The following is a 23054-nucleotide window of genomic DNA, read 5'->3' on the forward strand; positions in this document are numbered from 1 at the left end:
TCGATTTCTTGTGGTCACTTCACGGCCCCTGCCATGAGGCCGCGGATGTAGAAGCGCTGCAGAGCCAAGAAGAGCACCAGGCACGGCACCATCATCACGGTGACGCCGGCCTGCACCGCGCCCCAGTCGATGGCGCCGAAGCGGCCGGACTGCAGCGCGGTCATCATGATCGGCAGCGTGAATTTGGACTGGTCGGTCATCAGCACCAGGGCCGCCAGAAACTCGTTCCAGGCGCCGAGGAAGGCGAACAGCGCGATGGTGACGATGCCCGGCCAGACCAGCGGCAGCATCACTCTGAGCAGCATGGTGACATTGTTGGCGCCGTCCATGCGCGCGGCCTCCTCGATCTCGCGCGGCACCGCGTCGAAGGCGTTGCGCATCATGAAGATCGAGAACGGCAGCTGCAGCGTGACGTAGACGCAGACCAGCCCGGTCAGTGTGTTGTGCAGGCCGATTTTTGTCAGCACCAGGAAGATCGGCGTCAGGATCGACTGGAACGGGATCATGATCGTCGACAGGATGACGACGAAGAGCAGGTTCTTCAGCGGAAAGCGGAAGCGCGAGAAACCGTAGCCGGCGAGCACGCTGACGATTACCGACAGCACCACCGTCATCACCGAGACATAGATGCTGTTTTGCGCCGGCAGCCACAGGCCATCGCCGAAGGTGTTGAGCGTGGCGTAGTTCTCGAGCGAGATGCCGCTGGTCGGCCAGGGCGGCAGCGGCGGCTGGCGCGCCTCCTGCGCCGGCTTGAAGGCCGAAAGCACCGTCCAGGCGATCGGCGCCAGGAACAATATCGACGCGATGATGCCGGTCGCGTGCTCGGCGATCTGCATGCCGATGCGGCGTTTGCGGCTCCTTGCCTGCGCCATCAGTCGCCCCCCTCGTGCTGGCGCAGCAGCCGCAGTTGGATGAGGCTGAGCGCCACCAGGATGACCAGCAGCACCATCGATAGGGCGGCGCCATAGCCGAGCTTGAACGACACGAAGGACTGGTTGAAGATCCAGTAGACGGCGGTCAGCGTCTGGTTGCGCGGGCCGCCGCGCAGGATGATGTAGAACTGGTCGAAGGCGAGGATCGAGCCGGCGACCGACAGGATCAGCGCCAGCGCCAGCGTGCGGCGCATCAGCGGCAAGGTAATCGCCCGGAACCGCGCGAATGGCCCTGCCCCGTCGATCATCGCCGCCTCCTGCAGGTCGGGCGGGATCGATTGCAGGCCCGTCATCAGGATGATCATGGTGAAGCCCGCCACCTTCCACACCACCATGGCGATGATCGACCAGAAGGCCGGCTGGAAGGTCGCCAGCAGGTTGAATTTCTTCTCGGTCAGGCCAAGCTCGAAGGCGGCCGGGCTGAACAGGCCGGAATCGACGTTGAGCAGCCACGACCACAAAAGGCTGGCCGAGGCAAAACCGATGACCGCCGGCATGAAGAAGGACGTGCGGTAGAAGCCGGTCAGCTGCCGCGGCCTTTCGATGAACAGCGCCAGCGGAAAGGCGACGGCAAAGATCGCGATCGTCACCACCACGGTGTAATAGCCGGTGAACTTCAGCGCGTTCCAGAAGCGGGTATCGCGCAGGATCGCCCAGTAATTGTCGAGGCCGATGAAACTATGCGCGCCCATCAGCGGCCAGTTGTGCAGCGACATCCATGCGGTCATGCAAAGCGGCACGATGAAGAAGACGACAACAAGGGCAACGGCCGGCGCGACATAGAGCAGGCCGATCCACTGCCGGCGCCCGGCGCCGACCAGTTTGCGGGGGCGTGCCGGGGCGGAGATTGCTGTGATGGTGGTCATGCGGGTCTTCCATTAGTGGGACGTCCCCCTCCCCTTGAGGGGAGGGTCCGGCCGAAGGCCGGGGGTGGGGTCCTCTGCGACGTGCGCCGACGTTTTCTTTCTGTCGGCGCGTTTCACTGAGGACCCCACCCGGACCTTCGGTCCGACCTCCCCTTAAGGGGAGGTGGAGTGCTGCGGGTGGGGTCGCCTGCGAAGTGCGCCAACAGAAAAGAACGTCGAGCACTGCCGCAACGACCCCACCCGGACCTGCGGTCCGACCTCCCCTCGAGGGGGAGGTGGGCGCTTTACTTCTGCGGCGCCGAATCGATGATCGACTGCATGGTCTCCTGCGCGTTGGCGATGGCGCCGTCGACGTCTTCACCGAAGAAGACCTCGTTCATCATCTGGTTCCACGGCCCGTTGGCCGAGTTGATCAGATCGTTGAACACCACCGAATAGGGCGTGCGGCCCTTGGACATGGCTTCGGCGGCGACCTTGTAGCGCGGGTCGAGGTCCTTCAGCGCCTCATTGGCGATGTCGCCGCGCACCGGCAGACTGCCGTACTTCGCCAGGATGGTCTGGCCTTCGAGCGAATAGGCGAAGTCGAGGAACTCCTTCACCACCGCGACCTTGGTGGTGCCCTTGGTGACGACGAAATTGTCACCGCCGGCAAACGACGACCAGCCGCCATCCTTGCCGGGCAGGAAGGTGATGCCGTAGTCGATATCGGGATATTGCGTGTTGAGCGCGCCGATGGCGAAGGCGCCGGACGGCGAGATGCCGATATTGCCGGTGGCGAAGGCGGCAAAGAAGTTGGAGCCGGTGTCGGTCTGCGCGCCTGATGGCACCAGGTCCTTCTTGACCATCGAACGGTAGAGGTCGATGGCGCCGCGCATCTGCGGCGTATCCAGCGTCGCCTTGGAGCCGTCCTCGGTCAGGATATCGCCGCCCGAGGCCCAGATCAGCGGCGTGAACGTGAAGATGTTGCAGCCGCCGCAATTGCCGGAGAAGTAGAAGCCCTTGATGTCGCCGCCGAGCGCGTTGACCTTTTCGGCGTCGGCTTCGATCTCGGCCCAGTTGGTCGGGCCTTTTTCCGGATCGAGGCCGGCCTGCTTGAACAGCTTCTTGTTCCAGATCAGCACCGAGCTATCGGCCGAGAACGGCAGCCCGTAGATGCGGCCCTTATAGGTGCCGGTCTTGACATGCGCCGGCGACAGGCTGGCGAAATAAGGCAACGATTTCGCCCAGTCGGTGATGTCTTCGAGCTGGCCGGCGGCGGCGAAGGACGGCGTGTAGATCAGGTCGAGCGAGAGCGCATCGGGCGCGGTGCCGCCGGCGGCGGCTGCGCCGTATTTCGGGATGATCTCGGCATTGGGGATGATGTCGAGCTTGATCTGGTTCTGATGCCCCTTGTTGAAGGCATCGACAATGCGCGGCATGAAGTTCGAGCCGTCGGCGCGAACCCAGATGTTGGCGGTGTCGGCGGCGGCCGAGCCGGCTGTTGCCAGCGTGCCCAGAATGCTCGCGGCGATGGCGAGCCCGGTAATGGTGGTTCTCATGCTTCTCCTCCACATGGTTTTAATTCAGCCGCGCCCCCAAGCGGGTGACTATCGACACGGCCCGTTTCGTTCAGCCGTCCGGCGGACGGCCGCATGACTGACGCACCACCAGCCGGCACGGCAGTTTTCTGATGCCCGGCAAAGCGGGTTCGCCGCCGACGAGCGAAAGCAAGGCAAGGCCGGCCTCGCGGCCGAGCGCGGCCAGGTTCATGTCGACCGAGGTCAGCGGCGGCCGGGTCGCCTCGGCCACGATCTGCCAATTGTCGAAGCCGATGACGCCGACCTCGTCCGGCACGCCGATACCGCGCTCACGCAAGGCATCGATGACGCCGCGCGCGATCTGGTCGTTACCGCAAAACACCGCATCGGGCTTTTCGCGCGTGCCGTCGTCGCCGTCGAACAGTTTTCTGACCGCCTCGTGGCCCCAGGCCTCCGACCACGGGCCGAGCAGCGGTTCCATGACCGGCAGGCCGTTTTCGGCCAGCACCTCGCGATAGGCTTCGGCCCGCGCATGCACCACGGCAAAGCTCGCGGGACCGCTGACATGGGCGATGCGCCGGCGTCCAAGCCGGCAAAAATGCTCGACCGCCAGCCGCGCCCCGCCGGCATCGTCAGAGACAAAAGCGATGGCATTGGGATCGGGCTCGGTGAAGGCGTAGATCGCCGGAATGCCGAGATTGGCGAGGTCGACCGGCAGGTGGCGGTCGATGCGCTTGCCAGTGGCGATGATGCCGTCGACGCGCTTGTCGAGCATGGCATCGACATGCAGCTGGGCAAGGCGCGGGTCGTCCTCGACATTGCACAAAAACACCGAGACGCCGGCATCGACCAGCGCATCGGAAACGCCGGCCATCAGCGGCAGCGAAAAGCGGCCATAGGTGTCGTTGGTCAACAGCCCGACGGTAAAGGAGCGCCGCCTGAGCAGGCTCTGCGCCAGGCTGTTCGGGCGAAAGCCAAGCCGCTGCGCCGTCTCGCGAATCCGGGTTCGCGTCTCGGCCGTCATCCGCCCCTGCCCGTTCAGCGCTTTCGACGCCGTGGCAACGCTGACGCCAGCAATGGCTGCCACCTCACGGAGAGTGACGGGCTGCTTGACAGGCGTTGGCTGCGCATCGGACGCCATGATTTGGATATCGATCCTCCCCATTGAGAAAAGCTTTTCTCTTATGGCCCTGCGGAGTGCTGATTGGTGAGGTCAGCAGCTACGAGGGCGGTTGGGAAAAGGTTTTCTCAGGGAGATTAGGACGAAGGATGTGGGGATTGCAAGGGGGGAATGGCCGTTCAGCGGGCACCGCGATCGAATAATCGCGGTGCCGCAGTCTACCCGTACGGCTAGCAACTCTCAGTCTGCGGATCGCACGCCTTGTTTTTCTGTTTCTGTGGCTTGGCCGCCTGTTCCGGCTCGGCGGGCTGCTCCTTGGCCTTCGGCTTTTCAGGCTTGGCCGCCTGTTCCGGCTCGACTTGCTGCTGCTCGGCGGGCTGCTTCTTGGACTTCGGCTTCTCAGGCTTGGCCGCCTGTTCCGGCTCGGCCTGCTGCTGGTCGGCGGCGGGCTGCTTCTTGGTCTTCGGCTTCTCAGGCTTGGCCGCCTGTTCCGGCTCGGCCTGCTGCTGCTCGGCGGCGGGCTGCTTCTTGGTCTTCGGCTTCTCAGGCTTGGCCGCCTTGCCAGGCTCGGCCTGCTGCTCTGCGGCCGGCTGCTCCTTGGTCTTCGGCTTCTCAGGCTTGGCCGCCTGCTCGGGCTCGGTCTGCTGCTGCCCGGCGGCGGGCTGCTCCTTGGTCGTCGGCTTCTCAGGCTTGGCGGTTTTTTCCGGCTCGGCCTGCTCGGTCGTTGCTGCGCCTTCGGTCGGCTTCGATTTGCGGCCAGCCTGAACCTGCTTCACCTCCTCGATGTCTTTGAGCTTAGCTGGTTTGGCATCGGCATCGGCTTTCACCTCACCTTGAAAGACCGTGACCGTATCGTTTTTCAATTTGCCGGACTGCTCGGGTGCGTCGGTCTTGCTGACCTTGACGGCAGTCACCTTCTGGTCCGTCTCCTTCTCGATCACATCAACATCGATGACTTTGTTGATCACCACATTGTTCTGGATCGTCACGTCGCCGGCCGGCTCGGCCGCCTCGACAATGCGCACAAACTCCGGCTCATCACGGATGACGACGGTAGAAATGTCCGCAGCAAGGAATTCGCGGGTGGGGACCACAACCCAGTAATAATCCGGCGTCGTGTCGAAGGTCACCTCGATCGAAATCAAATCCGGATCGCGGCGCGGCGGCAGCGGAGCCCAAATCATATGCTCCCTGTCACGACGCCAACTCACCCAAGCCGGCGCCCAACGGGTGCCTGGAACCCAGTACCAGCCGATATCGTCGGCATAGCCCCACCGGCCGTAATGGTACGTCGCCCAGCCGAATGGCTCGTCGGATATCCACAGCCAGCCATACTGCTCGGTATAGGCCCAGTGTCCAACGGTATACGGACGCCAACCGTCAGGTACATCAACCGGCACGAAAACGGTCGCTCCGTGATACGACACCCAATCACCATAGGAAGACAGGTCTTCGTAGAATGTGCTGATCGAAACGGTGGTGGCAGCCCTTGCCTCGGACACGAGCGACGATGGCGCAATCGGGTTGGGAATTTGGGCGACCGTCAGCAGACAGGCGGTTACGCCGCCGAGCATCAGTCGCACCGCATGGTGGGCAAGGACGCGTTTCATCGTAATCTTCCTCCGAAACAGATCGCCCTTCATCCTACAAACCCGCCGGCTGCCGGATTGTTCCACTTTGCCGACGTTGCCCGCATCCGCTCGCGCGCGGCTTGGCATCGCACGAAGCTTTGTGGACGTCTCAATCGGGCCGGAAGCCGTCGGTCCACTTTGGGTAACTAAAGGCGCATAAGCGGACATTGCCTGGGTTAGGCGGCCCCCGGGTTTGACCCATTCCAGACATTCGGCCCCCTTTTTCGCGAAGGATGGTCAGTTCGACATCGCCTTTTTCTACGGAAACACAGGGTTCTCCCCAAGCGACACTGCCAGCGCGCCCATCAAGAAGCTGACACTAAACTTCGCGCCTACGCACAAGCGCAAGGCTGGTGGGCTGCCCTTTTAAAGGATGAACCTCGTTCCACTCTAAATCGCCGTCATCGGCGTCCTAATGCTCGCCACGCCGTCTGGCGCTTCCGGCAGCACGATATGATCGGCCTGGCCGCCTGCCTGCTGATGGCCATTCTAGCGGTCGTGGTGCTGGTGCCCGGATAGCCCGCTGCCGGGGGTGACACAGGGCGCCTCGCGCGACTTCGACTCGCGCATAACCCGGACACCCTATGGCTCCGCTGCGCCAAATGTATTAGACTGATCTCATACACGTCCATCCGCGGGCGAGCGCGCCCGGAGGGTCAGACGATGACGGTCTACAGGCGATTGTTGCTGCCGAGGGCCTTCCCGATCCGGGTCAGGCTTTTCGAAACCGGTTGGCTTCGGCTTGTCAGTCGGGCTCTGGTCGTTGCTTTCATTTCTTGGTTTGCCGTCGGTGCGGTGACGGCCGGGCCGCTCAACGACGCTGCTCGGGAGGGCGACGCCGGAAAGGTTGCCGAACTCCTGGCACAAGGCGCCAATGTGAACGATCGCGACGAGAGCCGTCAGACCCCGCTGATCGATGCGGCGCTTGCCGGCAAGACCGAGGTCGCCATTGCGTTGATCGGGGCCAAGGCGGACATCGAAGCCCGCAACGATCGCGGCTTCACCGCGCTACATGCGGCAGCCTACTCAGGAAGCCTGGACATAGCAAAATTGCTGCTCGACCACGGGGCCGAGGTCGACGCGTTGAGCACGCACAAGATCACGCCGCTGCATGTGGCAGCAGAAGAGAACCAGACGGCCATCGCGGAGCTGTTGATCTCGCACGGCGCACAGGTCGAGGCAATCCAGGAATACGGGTACACGCCTCTCAGCCGCGCGACATTCTATCAGAGCACCGACGTGATGGTTTTGCTCAAGAAGCACGGCGCAAAATGCCAACCCAAGGAAACGATGGGGTCGTCGTACAAGGTGTGCATCGCCCTCGGCAACTGACATCGAGAAAGGCTACTGGAGGAGAACATGACAGAGAACCGTTCCAGAACGTTTGACAGTTTGCTTTGCGCGGGAGTAGCCGCCGCCTTCCTCCTCTTCGGCACCGGTGGATCCCACGCCGGCGACGGAGTGAACACCGGATACTTCGGCAATGTCGCCATCCTGGGTTATGATCCGGTAGCATATTTCACCGACGGTCGCGCGACGATGGGTTCGCCCAAGATCTCGAGGAAGTGGCTCGGAGCAACGTGGTACTTCGCCAGCGTCCAACACCGGGATGCCTTTGTTTCCGAGCCGGTGCGCTATGCCCCTCAGTTCGGCGGCTTCTGCACCGGGGGAATGTCAGTTAAGGAGGCATCCGCGAACCTTGACCCGGAAGCCTTCCGCATCGTCAATGGCAAGCTCTTCCTGTTCTCCGGAAAGGAGGGCCTGGAGGAAGACTTCGATGCCAACCCGGCGCCTGTCATTGCGAAAGGGGAAGCCGAATGGCCCGCAGTGGAGGCGAAGGAATTCGAGGCTAGAGCGGCCGCCAACTAGCTCCGGCGCGATGTCGTGAGCCCGCAAGTTGAATGGCGCCCGTCACGGAGACACCGAGAAATACCAGACTGTGACGGAGTCCGGCCAAGCATACTCGTCCTGCTTATCGCTGCTCCCTTGGGGATTGCGATAGACCGGGGCGCAGAACTTGCGGCCGAGCAAGGTCGCGGTGGATTGCGTGCAGAAGAGGTCGCCATCCACGCTGGACGTGCCGGTGATGATGCTGCTTTGCGAGCTCAGTGCGACATCTCCATTTGCACTCAGCTCCATGACGAAGGCTGCGCCATTGTGTTGATGTCCTACCCATGTCCGATCGCCCGTTAGGGCTCGGATCGCGGCGGCACCCAGGCGGTCCTCCTCCCGCCCGCGAAAATCGAAGCTCCGCTCGGGAATCCCCGCGGCGCGAAGGGCGCCCAGCCGGTGATCGAGGTCCTCTTGCCGCCGATGGTGGGCGTAAACGACACGATAACCAGCGAGGTTCTGTTCGGGTATCTCTTTCAGGATAGCTGCAGCCGCATCGTGCGCCTCGGCCATGCGGCCAAGCCGCGCATTTGCCATGGCCAGCGTTTCGAGACCAAGGTCGCTGCGCTCTCCCGGCTGGACCTTGCTCAGCGCCTGCAAAGCCTTCTCGTACTGATGGTTCATGTAGAGCACGAAGCCGTAATAGTCGAAGACCTGAGCGCGCGGCTTGGGATCGAGCCGCAACACGCGTTCCATCGCTGCCAGCGCCTCCAGGTTCTGTCCTGCGTAGGTCAGCACGATCGCCCGATTGAGCTCCGCCTCCGCGCCATTCGGGTCCAGCGCGACGGCTTTCTGGACCGACGCGATCGCCTGGTCCCATTCGCCGTCCAGCATCTGCAGGATGCCGAGCACGGCATAGGCGCGCGCAGATTGCGGATTGAGCTCCAGCGCCCGCCCTGCCGCTTCGTAGGAGCGCTGGCGAGCGACGGCGCTGAGCATGAGCACCTGGTAGTCGAAGCCGAGCACGTCCACCGTGGCGCGGGCATAGCCCGAGTAAGCATCTGCAAACGTAGGATCGAGTTTGATCGCCTTTTGATACAGGGACAGGGTCTCTCCGAGAGACCTGTTGTCGACCACATAAACCTTCTGCTCGGCTCGGGTGTAGAAATCGTATGCCTCCAGGCTTCGCGTGGGGAGGCGAGCAATCTGTGCTCGTTCGCCTTCCGTCAGACGCACCGAAAGTGCCTCAACGATACGCCCGATCACTTCGTCTTGAAGTGCAAATATCCTGGAGTAGTCGCGGTCGTATCGCTCGGCCCAGATGTTGCTCCCCGTTTGGGCATCGATGAGCTGGACATTGATGCGGACTAGATCTTCCTCCCGCCGGACGCTGCCCTCGACCACGTAACGGACGTTCAACTGCGCCGCGATCTCGTCGACGTCGAGGGATCGATCCTTGAAGGAGAACGCGGAGTTGCGTGCGATGACGAGGAGCCCCGAGATCTTCGAGAGATCGGTGATGAGATCGTCTGCGAGCCCTTCCGCAAAATAATCCTGGCCTGCCTTCTCGCTAAGATCCGTAAACGGCAGCACGGCGATGGAGGGCTCGCCGACCGACGAACCGACCGGGGTGGAACCGTGACCGGGCAGCAGGGCAATCGCTTGCGGCCAGAGAATCACCGCAATCCCCGCTATCAGAGCCAGAACGAGCACCGTGGCGCCGATCACAGGCCATCGCCGAGAGCGCGACTTATTGGCTCCTGCGGTCTGTTCCAGCAGAACCCGATAGGCGCGGACCCGCTCTGGAATGTTCTTGAGACGCTGTTCGCCGAGAGACTTGAAGGTCAGGCCGAGCTTGTTGTGAGCCTGATCGTAGGCCGTTCCCGAGATGACGATGCCGCCAGGATCGCTCAGTCCTTCCAACCGGGCCGCGATGTTGACGCCGTCGCCGTAGAAGTCGTCCTTGTCGGGGATCACGTCACCAAGGTTGATCCCGATGCGGAACACGATCCGGGTATCTTCGGGAAGACCGAGGTTCTGCTGCGCGGTGACCCGTTGGATTTCAACGGCGCATGCTACGGCATCGACGACGCTCTCGAACGCGACCAAAGCGCCGTCGCCCATGAGCTTGACGATGCGGCCATGATAGCCCTCGATCGCGGGTTCGATGAATTCGCGCCGGAGCGCCTTGAGCCGCGAGAGTGTGCCCGTCTCGTCCAGCCCCATCAGCCGGCTGTACCCCACCACGTCGGCGGCGAGGATAGCGACCAACTTCCGTTCGAGATGTTGAACCTGTTCCACTGGGCAGAATTATAAGGAAAGCCCAATGGCAAGACCATACACACTTAGCAGCCACACCCGTTTCTCCGATGAGGTACGTTACAAAATCGGCTACGAGCGTTCGCCTTGAATTCCGAAAAGGTGATGTTCGACGGAATGTCGGCTCATGGTGCAACCGCGACCTACAGCGTATTCGCCGACGTCAGACTTTCGGGCGACGGCAAAGCTTGCCCTACGGCCGACATCAGGCGCAAACACGACTGGCCCACGGTCTGTCTGCTTGCAGGAAGAGCAAAACTGATCCCGACGGCCGATATTGGGCGCATTGCTGCCATTCGCAACGAGAGAATGAAGGCCTCCGACGAGTCAGAAGTGCCCACCAACACACTCCCACGCCGACGGTGCTTTCACTGCTTGTAGCAGTGCTCGCGGTGCCATTGTAGGAAATGAGGATGCGGGCGTTCAAAATGTCGACTGGGCGTAAGTGCTCGACCGGTTTTGTTTATAAATCCCTGCACGCTCTCGAGGTCGTTAACCTGCCGGGAGATCATGATTTCCAGATCGTCGGATAGGCTGATCAACCCGCGATCGAACATCCAATGCGCTGTACCAGACAGTGCGATTCCATTGTTGATGATATCGGGTCCATTGGCTTCAACCGGTCGAATATGCGCGGCAGAAACCTCTGCTCGCCCGCCACCATTTATCAACTTGAGTCCCGTAATCGCGCAGCGTTCGTCATAGGCCCGCAAGATGATGCGGCGGAAAATACGATCCCGTACGATTCGCGAGCCAATGTAACTCACGCGGTCGCGGCTCAGCTCCAACTCAAATGGCGCCTGCTCATCCTGAAAGCCGAAAGACGTGCCGATCTCATCAATGCGCGGGAGCAATGCCCCACTGTTGTCCAGGCCGAGATCGATAATGCGATTGAAATCACTTGGACCGATTGGGCGGACGGCAGATTGGGCGCGACCGGAAATCCGTCCTTCCTCGTTGAGTACACTCTTCTCCACGATGCCATTCGCCCCGTTGAACGGAACAGGATTGGCGAAGTCGAGATAGGTCCCGGGCTCAATCAGAGCGAGGTACATGTCAGGCTTCGCGGGGTCTGGGATGACGTATTGGACCTTGGCCACCGCGAAATACCCGCGGCTCTCGTCTACTTTGCTTGGCTCGTAGTAGATAATCCAGTCGCCGACGCATGCTTCGACGCGGCGCAGATACTGGCTAGGAAACTGGTATTGCTCAGCGGGGCGGTCGTTGTAGATCGAATCTGACCGATGAATGAAGACCCCGAATCCCATGATCTTTTTACAATTCGTTCTTTGGAGATATCTGCCTCAGATACCAATCCGATCTTGGGAGCTTAGTCCAGGTCGGAGAAGCTTTTCCCCACGGCATCGGTCTTTGGGAGCGAATAGGGAAAGCCCTCCCCTTGAAAAGTGCCGCGCTAGTTGACGGAGCAGTTCGCACAAGACCAGCGCCATCCGCCCCCGCCAAAAGGAACCCGCCATGCGAAAACTCATCGTCACCGTATTCATCAGCGTCGACGGGATCGCCGAGGTCGAGAAGCTGCCGAGCGTGGTCTGGCGCGCGGATCGGGGCGCCTCCCGCGATTGATGCGATCGAGTTCGCAGCCACCAGGCGGAAGGCGCCCTTTCTTGCTGCTGCGGTAGGAAGACTTCTTGATTCCAGCCACAAGCCCAAAGTGCTGGATTTGGCAGCCCAGGAAGCGTAGGCTTGGTTCTTGGTTCAGCGATGGAACAGAGACTAGCCGCAATTCTGGCTGCCGATATGGCGGGCTACAGTCGGCTAATGGAGGCCGACGAATCCGGCACGCTCGCACGTCTTCGGACCCATCGCATAGAACTGGTCGATCCCGCCATCGCCAAGAACAAGGGCCGGATCATCAAGACCACCGGGGACGGCATGCTCGTTGAGTTCCAGAGCGTGACCGATGCCGTGAAATGCGCCGTGGAAATCCAACAGCGCATGAAACGCCGCAATTCGGATGTGCCGCAAGAACGGCGTATCGAATTCAGGATCGGCATAAATCTCGGCGACATCATTTTCGACGATGATGATATTTTCGGCGACGGCGTCAATATTGCCTCGCGCATCGAGCAACTCGCCGACGTCGGCGGTATCTGCGTGACCGCAGCGGTGGCGACCCAAATTGCCGACCGGCTCGAAATTGCCATGGAGGACCTGGGCGAGAAGACGTTAAAGAACATCAGCCGCCCGGTTCGCCTCTATCGCGTTGGGTTTGACAGTCCTGCCCTGCCAGAAGTCGAGGCAAAGCGATCCATCTCGAAACCTTCGATAGTGGTGCTGCCTTTCAGCAACATGAGCGGCGACCCCGAGCAGGAATTTTTCGCGGACGGACTGACCGAGGACATCATCACCGAATTGTCTCGCCACCATGAGTTGTTCGTCATCTCGCGCAATTCCGCCTTCGTCTACAAGAACCGCGCCGTGAATGTGCGCGAGGTGGCCGAAAAACTCGCCGTCCAATACCTGGTGGAGGGAAGCGTCCGCAAGATCGGCGACAGGGTGCGCGTGACGGTTCAGCTCATCGACACGGCGAATGACGCTCATATCTGGGCAGACAAATATGACCGGAAGCTGGACGACATATTCGCGATTCAGGATGAGGTGACGGCGGCGATCGCAGCCACGCTGCCCGGTCGTGTCGAGGCGGCTCAGCGGGACCAGCTCGCGCGGGCGAAACCTGCAAACATGGCCGCGTATGAATGTGTGCTTGCTGCCAAGGTGCTGCATCACCGAAGCACGATTGCGGATAATGAACGCGCGCAAACCTTGATAGAAAGGGCCGTCACGCTCGACCCCGATTATGCCCATGCCCATGCCTGGCGGGCCTGCATTCTTGGCCAGGCCTGGGTCCATAACTGGTGCAAAGACAGGGATGCCGTCTGGAACAACATTTCGGCAGCGCTGGACAGGGCGCTGGCGCTGGACAACAACGATGCCGATGTCCACCGCATCCTCGCGGCAGTGAACGTGAACAACAATGAGCTGACCACAGCGCGCTACCATCAAGAGCGGGCACTGGCCCTCAATCCCAATTACGACCTCGTGGTGGTGCAGCAAGGCGAGTTATTGACGTGGCTGGGGAGGCCGGAAGAGGGAATCGAATGGATCCGCAAGGCCATGCAGTTGAACCCGCACCACCCGGAGAGGTTCTGGAGCCATCTGGGAAAGGCGCATTTCGCCGCGCGCCAGTATGGCGAGGCGATCGCAGCTTTCATGCATCTGTCGACCATGGACTCGGCTCAGCACGCTTTCGCCGCTGCCTGCTACGGCTGGCTCGGCGACGAAATCGCGGCCGCGGCGCATCTGGGCAAGATCAGAACGCTCGATCCCCAATTCGACCTCGATTCATTTATCGCCACCCTGCACTATGCCCAGGAGTCTGATGTGCAGCACGTCCGCGAAGGACTGCTGAAAGCCGGTATTGCCAAGCTGTAGGCAGCCCGTGATTACGACCAGATCCAATCGGGGACAGGCAAAAAGACCGGCCCCACCCGAAGCGGACCTTGCGGCATGACCGAACGACGGGCGGGCCGGAGAAGCTTTTCCCACGGTATCGGTCTTTGAAGGGGAAAGCCCCTCCCCCTGACAAAGCGCGGCGCTAGTTGACGGCGCAGTTCGCACAAGACCCGCGCCCGCCTCCGGCAGAAAGGAACCCGCCATGCGAAAACTCATCGTCACCGAATTCATCAGCGTCGATGGCATCGCCGAGGTCGAGAAGCTGCCGAGCGTCGCCTGGAACGATGAGATGCAAAAATTCAAGGACGACGAGCTGGCCGACAGCGGCGCCATGCTTTTGGGGCGCACGACCTATCAGATCTTTGCCGGCTCGTGGCCCAAGGAGACCGGAGACTTCGCCGACCGGTTCAACGCGCTGCCGAAATATATCGCCTCGACCAGCTTGACGGCGCTCGACTGGCAGCCGGCAGAGCTGCTGCAGGGCGCCTTGCCGGACGCGGTCAGAGGGCTGAAGCAAGGCAGCGGCGGCAACATCTATGTGCATGGCAGCCTCAGCGTCGCGCAGGAATTGCTGCGCCACGGCCTGGTCGACCGCATCAGGCTGCTCAGCTACCCCGGTGCCGTCGGCCAGGGCAAGCTGCTGTTCCCGCCCGGCGCGCAACTGCCGCTCGAGCTGATCTCCGCCAAGCAATTCAGCAACGGCGTGGTGGCGCTGGAGTACGCGGCTGGGCTGGGGTCGTGACAGCCGATCTCCCCCCTCGAGGGGGAGATGGCCGGCAGGCCAGAGGGGTTCGGTTTGACCGGGCGCGGCTCCTCTTTTGCAATAGTGGGGGTTGGCGCATCACGCGAGACGACCCCCTCTGTCGCCTTCGGCGACATCTCCCCCTCAAGGGGGGAGATTGGCAGCTTCGGCCATCAGCCCCCGCCCGCCTGCCTCCACCTTCTGCACGGCCGCAATCAGCATCTCGACAAACCTCGTCACCTTGGGCGGGCGGAAGCGGGCGGCGGGGTAGACTGTGTAGATGCCGCCGGAGGGCAGCCGCCACTCGGGCAGGATCTGCACCAGCCGCCCGGCGGCAAGGTCGTCCCGCACCAAAAAGTCCGGCAGCACCGACAGGCCGGCGCCGGCGCGGACGGCCGCCAGCACTGCCGGCGTCGCGTCGATCGAAATCGTTGCCTGCATGCGCACGGCCTGCTGCTCGTTGTCGCCGCGCGAAAATTGCCATAGCAGCGGTTCGCGCAGCGCCATATTTGCGACGAAGGGCAGCCCGGCAAGGTCTTGCGGTTCGCCGGCGGTGAACCGGTCTGCAAAGCCGGCGCCGCATACCATGAACTGTTGGAAGGTGCCGATGCGCCGCGCCTGCAGGCTGGAATCGGCCAGCCAGCCGACGCGGATGGCCACGTCGATGTGGCCGGAAACCAGGTCGATCGTCTCGTCGCCCAGCGTCAGCTCCACCCGGCAGGCGGGATAGCGCGCGCTGAAGGCGGCGACCACCGGCACCACCGCCGACGTGCCGTAGTCGTTGGAGGCGGCGATGCGCAGCGTGCCGGTCGGCTCTGCTGCCGCCTGCGCGAGCTCGTTGAAGGCGTCCTCGGCCTGCTGCAGGACCTGCAGGCAGCGGGCATGGAATGTCCGGCCGGCTTCGGTCGGATGGACGCGCCGCGTCGTGCGGATCAGCAGCGTCGTTCCGACATCGCGCTCCAGCCGCGCCACCTGCTGGCTGACCACCGCCTTGGTGATGCCCAGCCGCTCGGCAGCCCGCGTGAACGAGCCGGCGTCGACCACCGCCGCGAAATAGGCCAGCCGGTTCAGGTTCATGCTTCGCTCATGGCAGATGCCTCATTGTCAGGCAATGGCATACATTACGTCTATTTTGTCGGCCTTCAATACGCATTCCGTTTTTGCCATCTTGCAGGCATCGAGGCTGCGCGCCGCCGAGTACCGCATTCCCAGGAGACATCCATGTTCACACGGAGAGCCATCATGAAAACCACCCTCGCCGCCGGCGCTGCCGCGGTCTTTGCTCCCGCCGGGTTCGGCCATGCGGCCGGCGGGCTTTCCTGGAAGCATTTTCCGGCCGGGCAAAACGGCTTCTTCCGCGCGCCGGTGCTGATCTCCGGGGCGACTGAAGCCGTGCTGATCGACGGCGGTTTCACCTACCCCGACGGGCGAGCCGTGGCCGAGGCGATCAAGGCGACCGGCAAGACGCTCACCACCATCTATGTCAGCCAGTCCGACCCCGACTATTATTTCGGCCTCAAGCCGATTAAGCAGGCGTTCCCGCAGGCACGGGTGATTGCCGCAGCCGAGACAGTGGCCGCCATCAACGGCAATGTCGAAAAGAAACTCGCCGTTTGGGGGCCGCAGCTGAAGGAGAATGGCCCGCAGGCGCTCGCCGATGTCGTCATCCCCGAAGCTTTCGACGGCAAGACGCTCAGCGTCGATGGCGAGAGCATCGAGATCGTCGCCGCGGAGGGCCTCGCCAATCGGCGCTATCTCTTCGTGCCGGCACTGAACGCGGTGTTCGGCGGGGTGATGATCTTTGCTGGCGTGCATGTCTGGACCGCCGATACGCCGACCAGGGAACTGCGCGCCGCCTGGCTGGCCAATCTCGAAAAGATCGCGGCGCGCAAGCCGGCGATCGTCGTGCCCGGGCACATGACGCCTGAGGCCGCTACGGACCTTTCAGGCGTCGAGCACACCAAGACCTATCTCATCGCCTTCGAGGAAGAACTGGCCAAGGCCAAGGACGCTGCCGCGCTGAAGAGCGCCATGGAAGCCCGCTTTCCCGGCCTCGGCATGGGCGTTGCGCTCGACATCGGCTCCAAGGTTGCCACCGGCGAGATGAAGTGGGGCTGAGAACGGCGCCGATCTCGATCCTCGAGGGGGAGATCGGAAGCTTCAGCCTCGGCGCTCAATCCTGCAACGCTGGTGATAGGCGAAAGCGCCGATGACAGCCAATCTCCCCCCTCGTGGGGGAGATGCCCGGCAGGGCAGAGGGGGGCGCGAAGGAACGCCGGCCTTCGCGCCCAATCTTACCGCCCCTGCCCGCCTGATGTCGACACGCTCATGGTCCAGCGGGCGCTGACGCCGGACGCCTGACGCCTATCATCCGCCGAGACGGTTGGTGCGCTTGCTGGCTTCGGCTTTGGCGCGCGCTTCGACCGCCTTTTCGATCTCGCGCTTCAGCTCGTCCTTGATCGCCGCCGTCTCGGCCATCAGCGCCTCGACCTTCATGAAATCGAGCACCCGGTATTTCGACACCGCCGGCCGGATCAGAATATCGGGGCGACTCTGGTTCAGCTTGCTGGCGATGATCGACTGCATCATAAGCTGGGTGGCGCCGAACATCAGGTCGACGGAGGTCGGGAATTTGCGGCCCGCCTCGCTCGGCGCGCCGACCACGTCGACGGCAATGATGATGTCGGCGTCGAGCTCGATCAGGTCGAACGGCACGGGATTGTAGATGCCGCCATCGATCAGCAGCCTGCCGTCGCGCATCACCGGGCGGAACACCGCCGGGATCGCCGCCGAGGCGGCCAGCGCCGAATGCAGCTCGCCTTCGTCGAGCACCGCGAGCTGGTGGCCATAGAAATCGGTTGCCGTCACCTTCAGCGGTATCTTCAATTCGGCGAAGGTCTCGGGAATGGCGTCGGGCAGGAACGCCTTGAGGATGCGCTCGACATTGAACTGGCTGACCCGCAGGCCACCCTGCACCGCCTCGGCAAAAGTGCCGGGCCGCGCCCGCCACATGCGCGTCGCCACTTCGGCGCGGCGGCCGAGGATCGAGCGCGTGTAGTCGTGGATGTCCTTGCCGGTCATGCCCGAGGCCATGCCGGCGCCCATGATGGCGCCGATCGACGAACCCGCGATTGCCGCCGGCCTGATGCCCAGCTCGTCCAGCACCTCGATGACATGGATATGCGCCAGCCCGCGCGCGCCGCCGCCGCCAAAGGCGATGCCGAAGCTAGGGCTCATCCCTTGTTGGCCGCGCCGAGCTTCGGCCCGACCACCATGATGGCCGGCTCGGCGGAGAGCAGCTTTTTCGCGGCTGCCTTGACCTGGTCCAGTGTCACCGCGTTTATCAGCGCGGCGCGGCGCTGCATGTAGTCGATGCCGAGCTTGCCGAGCTGGATCTCGACCAGCGTTGAGGCGATCGCGCCGGAGGAATTCAGATTGTTGATGGCATAGGCGCCGATCATGTATTTCTTGGTCGCCGCCAGCTCGGCTTCGGTCGGCCCCTCCTCGGCCATGCGCTTGACCACGTCGCGCACCACGGCCAGCGTCTCGGCCGCCCTGTCGGCGCGGGTCGAAGTGGTGATGGACAGCGCCTCGGAGTGCTCGTGGTCGACGAGGTCGGAGCTGACGCTATAGGCCAGGCCGCGCTTTTCGCGCACCTCATCGAACAGCCGCGAGGTGAAGGTGCCGCCGCCGAGGATCTCGTTCATCAGCACCGCGGCGAAGAAATCCGGCGCATTCCGCTTCACGCCGGGATAGGCGAGTTGCAGCGAGGCCTGCGGCTGGTCGTAAACGACCTCGAGCTGCTGGCCGAGCTTCAGGTCGATGTCGGGAACGGGCGTCAGCGCCTGCTTTTCCGGCAGGCTGCCGAACACCAGGTCGAGCTTCTGCTTCAGCGTTTCGGCGTCGATGGCGCCAACCACCGCGACATGCAGGCCGTCACGGGCGAAATTCGCCTTGTGGAAGGCGCTGAGATCGGCCGGCGTGATCGTCGCGACGCTTTGCCTGGTGCCCTGGTCGGGCCGCGCGTAGGGATGCCGGCCGTAGATCGCGTCCAGCCATTTGCGTTGGGCGAGCGTATCGGGATCGCGCTCGTTGGCGATGATGCCGGACAGGATCTGCGCGCGGATGCGGTCGATCGGCACCTGGTCGAAGCGCGGCTGGTTCACCGCCACCCGCAGCAGGTCGAACGCGCCGTCGCGCTGCTCGGCCAGCATGCGCATCGAGCCGTAGATGCCGTCGCGCTGCGCATCGAAGCTCATCTCGGCGCCGACATCGTCGAGCTTGATCTGGAAGGCCTCGCTATCGAGGTCGCCGGCACCTTCGTCGAACAGGCCGCTCATCAGATTGGCAAGCCCTTCCTTGCCGGGCGGATCCTGCGTCGCGCCGCCATCGAAGACGAAGCGGATGGCGACGATCGGCACCGAATAATCCTCCACCAGCCAGGCGGTGATGCCCTTGGACGAGGTCACCTCCTGGATGTTCATGGCGGCGCGGGCCGACAGCGCCGGCAGAATGAGGAAGAGAAGGGAGAGGAACAGGGTTGCTAGAAGAGGACCGGTGAGAGCGCGCTTCCCTTCTCCCCTTTTGGGAGAAGGGAAGGAGCCCACGAGGGGAGAAGGCAGAGCGGGACCATGCTGGCTCATCATCACATCAATTCCCAGCCTGGGTTTGCGGCAGAAGATAGCCGGTGGTTGCGTGGTCGAGATTGAGATAGCGGGCAGCGACCGCCTTGACCTGGTCGGCGGTGACCTTGCGGATGCGGTCCGGCCATTGCTGGACGTCCTGGACGTTGCCGCCGGTGGCGAGCGTCGAGCCGTAGATGTTGGCCATGTCCTCCTGCTTGTCGCGGGCAAAGATCATCGAGCGTACGAAACGGTCCTTGGATTTTTCCAGCTCGTCGCTGGTAACGCCGTCTTTCGCGATGCGGGCGATCTCGGCGTCGACCGCGGCTTTGATGTCGGCAAGCTTGGCATCGCCGCGCGGCGCGCCATAGACAGTGAAATTGGTGTCGTCGAGCATGGTGCCCTGGAAGAAGGCGCCGGCCTCGGCGGCGATGCCTTGCCTGACGACAAGCTCCTGGTAGAGCCGGCTGCGGTTGCCGCCGCCGAGGATTTCGGACAGCACGTCGAGCGCTTCGGCTTCGCCGGGCTTTGCCGTGTGATAGGACGGAACCACCCATTGCGTGGTGAAGCTCGGCACGCTGACACGCCCGTCGGTCAGCGTCACCGTGCGCCTGGTGTTCTGCTCCGGCTCGACCGGGCGGATGCGCGGCGGCAGATCCGGGCCGCGCGCGATCTTGCCATAGGTCTTTTCGGCCAGCGCCTTGACCGTTTCCGGCTCGACATCGCCGGTCACCACCAGCACGGCGTTATTGGGTGTATAATATTTGTTGTAGAAAGCCATCGCGTCGATGCGGTTCAGCTTCTCCATCTCCTGCATCCAGCCGATGACCGGAATGCGGTACGGCTGGTTCTGCCACAGCGTGGCGTCGACCTCCTCGTCGAGCACCGCTTGCGGATTGGAATCGATGCGCGAGCGGCGCTCCTCGAGGATGACGTCGCGCTCGGTCTTGATGACGTCGTCGTTGAGGATGAGATTGCGCATGCGATCGGCCTCGAAACCCATCATTTGCTCCAGCGCCTGCGGCACCACCGTCTCATGAAAGGCGGTGTAGTCGTAGGAGGTGAAGGCGTTGTCCGAACCGCCGATGGAAGCGACGGCGCGGTCGAGCTCGCCGGCCGCATGGTTGCTGGTCGCCTTGAACATCAAGTGCTCGAAGAAATGGGCAATGCCGGACTTGCCCGGCGGCTCGTCGGCGCTGCCGATCTTGTACCAGACCATATGGGTGACGATCGGGGCGCGGTGATCGGGGATGACGACGACCTCCATGCCGTTGTCGAGCAGGAAATCGGTGACGACGCCGTCGTCAGGATTGTTATCCGCCAGAGCCGGCGCGGCAATCACCAAGGCCAGCCCCAAGAGCGTTCCGCGCAGCCATTCAGCCTGAAATGTCATAGGTGGCTCCGGTTCGTGGTGGGACGATAGGCGGGGTTGCTGGTCGAGGCAAAGCGAATTGTTCGTCATTTTGAAGGCGCCATCGCGGAAGCCGAACTCAGGCGGCCTCGATGAACCGGATGACCGTCTCGCCATAGTTGCGCTCGTCGACAACCGAAAAGCCCGGCCCTGCCTCGAACGGCGCCGCCGCCGCTTCCTCGATGACGCAGAGCGCGCCGGGGGCGAGCCAGCCGCCTGCCTTGGCGGAGCGCAAGGCTTGTTCGCCAAGGCCCTTGCCATAGGGCGGATCGGCAAAGACCAGGCCGAATGCGGCGATAGTGCCCGCCTCGCCCAAGCCCGTCGCGTCGCGGCGGAATATCTTGGTGCGGCCGGTGAGGCCGAAGGCCTCGACATTGGTGCGGATCAGGCCGCGCCCTTCGGCGGATTCCTCGATGAAGACAGCGTAGGAGGCGCCGCGCGACAGCGCTTCGAGGCCGAGCGCGCCGGTGCCGGCGAACAGGTCGAGCACGCGCGCGCCGTCCAGTTTTTCAGGAAAGCGATGCGCCAGCACGTTGAAGATCGCCTCACGCGTGCGGTCGGTGGTCGGGCGGATGGCAAAAGTGCGGGGCGTCGCCAGCGGACGCCCGCGAAACTCACCGCCGACGATCCGCATTGCTTCCCTTCGGGCCGCCACGCGGCCGGTCGCCACCACTATCCGGGCGCTCGCCACGCGGTTTGCCGAACGGCTTTGCATCGCCGCCTTGCGGTTTGCCGCCGGGCTTGCCGTAAGACGGCTTGAACGATGCCTTGCGCGCCTTGTTTTCTGCCGCCTTGGCGGCGTCTGCCTCTGCCCTGCCCTTGCCGATCGGCCGTGCGCCCGGCGCCATCCAGACATTGGCCTTGCGCTGGCCCGGCGGTTCGATCGGCCGCTGCTCGCGTTCGGATTTTTTCCCACCGAAGCCGCCACGAGGTTTGTCGCCACGGGGTTTGTCCGCGAAGTCGCTGCGTTCAGGTCTGGGGCCACGCTCGCCAAAGCTCTTTTTCGGCCCAAAGCTCCTGTCAGGGCTTGTCGACAGCTTGCCGAGCGCTTCGTCGCGGCTGCCCTCGCGCCGCTTGCGGTTCTTGATCAGGCCGCCCTCGCCGATCGGCCGGCGTTCCCCGTCGCGGGTGAATTTCGGCCGCTCGGGCTCCTCCTCGCGCTCACGCCTGACCGGCTTGTTGGAAAACGGCTTGGCGATATCGGCATCGAAATTGGCGCCGGACTCTTCGACCAGGCGCTCGCCGAGCTGGTCGCGCAGCACGCGGCCCTTGATCTCCAGCACATGCCCCTCCGGCAAATCGTCGAGCTGGAACGGCCCATAGGAAATGCGGATCAGCCGCGTCACGTCGAGACCGAGCGCGCCCAGGATGTTCCTGACCTCGCGGTTCTTGCCCTCGCGCAGGCCGAGTGTCAGCCAGGCGTTTGAGCCCTGCTCGCGGTCGAGCGTCGCTTCGATGGCACCATAAAAGACGCCGTCGACGGCAATGCCTTCGCGCAGCCCCGCGAGTGCGCTTTCCTCGACCTTGCCGTGGACGCGCACGCGGTAGCGTCGCAACCAGCCGGTCGCCGGCAGTTCGAGCACGCGCGACAGGCCGCCATCATTGGTGAGCAGCAGCAGGCCTTCGGTGTTGATGTCGAGCCGGCCGATGGTCATCAGCCGCGGCAGCCCGGGCGGCAGCACGTCGAAGACGGTCTTGCGGCCTTCGGGATCGCGGTTTGTCGTGACCACGCCGGCCGGCTTGTGGAACAGGAACAGCCTGGTGCGCTCGATCGGTGGGATCTCCATGCCGTCGAGATGGATGATGTCGCCGGGCATGACGTTGAAGGCCGGCGAGGACAACATCTTGCCATTGACCTTGACGCGGCCGGCCGCAATCAGTTCCTCGGCGTCGCGGCGCGAGGCCAGGCCGGCACGCGCCAGCCGCTTGGCAATGCGTTCTCCGGCTTCTTCCCTTGCCTCGACGCGACGCGGGCGCGGCTTGAAGCCACCATCCGATGCCGCCTCTGCCCTTTGTGCGCCATGGGGCCGATCGCCGCCAAAATCACGTTTAGGACGATCGCCGAAGTCACGCTTGGGACGGTCGAAGCGCCTCTCGCCGCGCTCGCCTTCGGCAGCTGCTGGCCGGTCGCCGCGCGGTGCGTAAGGCTTGCGTGGACCTTCGCGCTTTTCATAGGGCGTGCCCTCCGGACGCGGCCCTTTGCTGAACGGCCTGTCGCCGCCCTTGAAGTCGCGCTTCGGCCGCTCGCCTTCGGCAGTTGCTGGCCGGTCGCCGCGCGGCGCATAAGGCTTGCGTGGACCCTCGCGCTTTTCATAAGGCTTGCCTTCCGGACGCGGCCCTTTGCTGAACGGCCGGTCGCCACCTTTGAAGTCGCGCTTCGGCCGTTCGCCTTCGGCAGTTGCTGGCCGGTCGCCGCGCGGAGTGTAGGGTTTTTTGGCGCCGAAGGACGGCTTGCCGCCCTTGCCGGGAGCGCTATCGCGACCGCGCGGCCCTGCCGGCTTCGGGCCGGCCTTGCGCGGGAATTTCTTGTTTTTGTCGTCCATGTGGCCTTTGCTCGTTTGCGCGGGTAGTAACAGGATCGCGCTCTAGT

Annotated in this window: 18 protein-coding genes; 5 read left to right on the top strand and 13 right to left on the bottom strand. The window is 63.3% G+C overall.

Features of this window, described 5'->3' with window-relative positions:
* Positions 1–14: 14 nt before the first annotated feature.
* From NKG60_RS20195 to NKG60_RS20215, 5 genes are all read right to left on the bottom strand, one after another.
* Entirely contained in the window at positions 15–872 is an 858-nt protein-coding gene (locus NKG60_RS20195; RefSeq protein WP_352663138.1) for a carbohydrate ABC transporter permease, read from the bottom strand.
* Positions 872–1798, bottom strand: a complete 927-nt coding sequence (locus NKG60_RS20200; protein WP_352975390.1) for a carbohydrate ABC transporter permease — start codon at positions 1796–1798, stop codon at positions 872–874. Before NKG60_RS20200 ends, NKG60_RS20195 begins: the two co-directional genes overlap by 1 nt.
* 284 nt (positions 1799–2082) lie before the next feature.
* Complete coding sequence (locus NKG60_RS20205) at positions 2083–3336, bottom strand: ABC transporter substrate-binding protein (RefSeq protein WP_352663144.1); 1254 nt, start codon at positions 3334–3336, stop codon at positions 2083–2085.
* Between the two features lie 70 nt (positions 3337–3406).
* Positions 3407–4456, bottom strand: coding sequence for a LacI family DNA-binding transcriptional regulator (locus NKG60_RS20210; protein ID WP_352663147.1), 1050 nt, complete (start codon positions 4454–4456; stop codon positions 3407–3409).
* Between the two features lie 209 nt (positions 4457–4665).
* Complete coding sequence (locus NKG60_RS20215) at positions 4666–6234, bottom strand: DUF6600 domain-containing protein (protein ID WP_352975392.1); 1569 nt, start codon at positions 6232–6234, stop codon at positions 4666–4668.
* Positions 6235–6861: 627 nt separating this feature from the next.
* Between NKG60_RS20215 and NKG60_RS20220 the strand changes: the two genes are divergently transcribed.
* Both NKG60_RS20220 and NKG60_RS20225 read left to right on the top strand, forming a co-directional pair.
* A complete protein-coding gene (locus tag NKG60_RS20220) occupies positions 6862–7398 on the top strand; it encodes an ankyrin repeat domain-containing protein (RefSeq protein WP_352663153.1) in 537 nt (178 codons plus the stop codon).
* A 27-nt stretch (positions 7399–7425) separates the two neighbouring features.
* The gene (locus tag NKG60_RS20225; RefSeq protein WP_352663156.1) at positions 7426–7935 is read left to right on the top strand and encodes a YHS domain-containing (seleno)protein; all 510 of its coding nucleotides are present in this window, start codon (positions 7426–7428) and stop codon (positions 7933–7935) included.
* A 42-nt stretch (positions 7936–7977) separates the two neighbouring features.
* Here the strand turns inward: NKG60_RS20225 and NKG60_RS20230 are convergent, their stop codons facing one another.
* Both NKG60_RS20230 and NKG60_RS20235 read right to left on the bottom strand, forming a co-directional pair.
* Complete coding sequence (locus NKG60_RS20230; protein ID WP_352663159.1) at positions 7978–10167, bottom strand: adenylate/guanylate cyclase domain-containing protein; 2190 nt, start codon at positions 10165–10167, stop codon at positions 7978–7980.
* A 416-nt stretch (positions 10168–10583) separates the two neighbouring features.
* The gene (locus NKG60_RS20235) at positions 10584–11483 is read right to left on the bottom strand and encodes an HNH endonuclease (RefSeq protein WP_352663162.1); all 900 of its coding nucleotides are present in this window, start codon (positions 11481–11483) and stop codon (positions 10584–10586) included.
* A 454-nt stretch (positions 11484–11937) separates the two neighbouring features.
* Here NKG60_RS20235 and NKG60_RS20240 point away from each other — a divergent pair, with 454 nt between their 5' ends.
* Both NKG60_RS20240 and NKG60_RS20245 read left to right on the top strand, forming a co-directional pair.
* On the top strand, positions 11938–13668 hold the full coding sequence (locus NKG60_RS20240; RefSeq protein WP_352975452.1) for an adenylate/guanylate cyclase domain-containing protein: 1731 nt from the start codon (positions 11938–11940) through the stop codon (positions 13666–13668).
* A 223-nt stretch (positions 13669–13891) separates the two neighbouring features.
* Positions 13892–14431: a dihydrofolate reductase family protein gene (locus NKG60_RS20245; protein ID WP_352663165.1), complete on the top strand. Its 540-nt coding sequence runs from the start codon at positions 13892–13894 to the stop codon at positions 14429–14431.
* 144 nt (positions 14432–14575) lie between these two features.
* Here the strand turns inward: NKG60_RS20245 and NKG60_RS20250 are convergent, their stop codons facing one another.
* Positions 14576–15508, bottom strand: coding sequence for a LysR family transcriptional regulator (locus NKG60_RS20250; protein WP_352663168.1), 933 nt, complete (start codon positions 15506–15508; stop codon positions 14576–14578).
* A 144-nt stretch (positions 15509–15652) separates the two neighbouring features.
* Between NKG60_RS20250 and NKG60_RS20255 the strand changes: the two genes are divergently transcribed.
* Positions 15653–16549, top strand: coding sequence for an MBL fold metallo-hydrolase (locus NKG60_RS20255; protein ID WP_352663171.1), 897 nt, complete (start codon positions 15653–15655; stop codon positions 16547–16549).
* Between the two features lie 249 nt (positions 16550–16798).
* On the opposite strand, the gene NKG60_RS20260 is transcribed toward NKG60_RS20255, so the two are convergent.
* The 5 genes from NKG60_RS20260 to NKG60_RS20280 form a co-directional block, all read right to left on the bottom strand.
* The gene (locus tag NKG60_RS20260) at positions 16799–17668 is read right to left on the bottom strand and encodes a patatin-like phospholipase family protein (protein WP_352663174.1); all 870 of its coding nucleotides are present in this window, start codon (positions 17666–17668) and stop codon (positions 16799–16801) included.
* A complete protein-coding gene (locus NKG60_RS20265; RefSeq protein ID WP_502903362.1) occupies positions 17665–18915 on the bottom strand; it encodes a M16 family metallopeptidase in 1251 nt (416 codons plus the stop codon). Before NKG60_RS20265 ends, NKG60_RS20260 begins: the two co-directional genes overlap by 4 nt.
* 166 nt (positions 18916–19081) lie before the next feature.
* Positions 19082–20446 (bottom strand): M16 family metallopeptidase, encoded by a 1365-nt coding sequence (locus NKG60_RS20270; protein WP_352663180.1) that lies wholly within the window; start codon positions 20444–20446, stop codon positions 19082–19084.
* 97 nt (positions 20447–20543) lie between these two features.
* On the bottom strand, positions 20544–21098 hold the full coding sequence (gene rsmD, locus NKG60_RS20275; protein ID WP_352663183.1) for a 16S rRNA (guanine(966)-N(2))-methyltransferase RsmD: 555 nt from the start codon (positions 21096–21098) through the stop codon (positions 20544–20546).
* On the bottom strand, positions 21079–23007 hold the full coding sequence (locus NKG60_RS20280) for a pseudouridine synthase (protein WP_352975397.1): 1929 nt from the start codon (positions 23005–23007) through the stop codon (positions 21079–21081). The genes rsmD and NKG60_RS20280 overlap by 20 nt, the downstream gene beginning before the upstream one ends.
* Between the last annotated feature and the right edge of the window lie 47 nt (positions 23008–23054).

Origin of the sequence: Mesorhizobium sp. M1428, assembly GCF_040317515.1 — a bacterium.
Classification (GTDB): Bacteria; Pseudomonadota; Alphaproteobacteria; order Rhizobiales; family Rhizobiaceae; genus Mesorhizobium.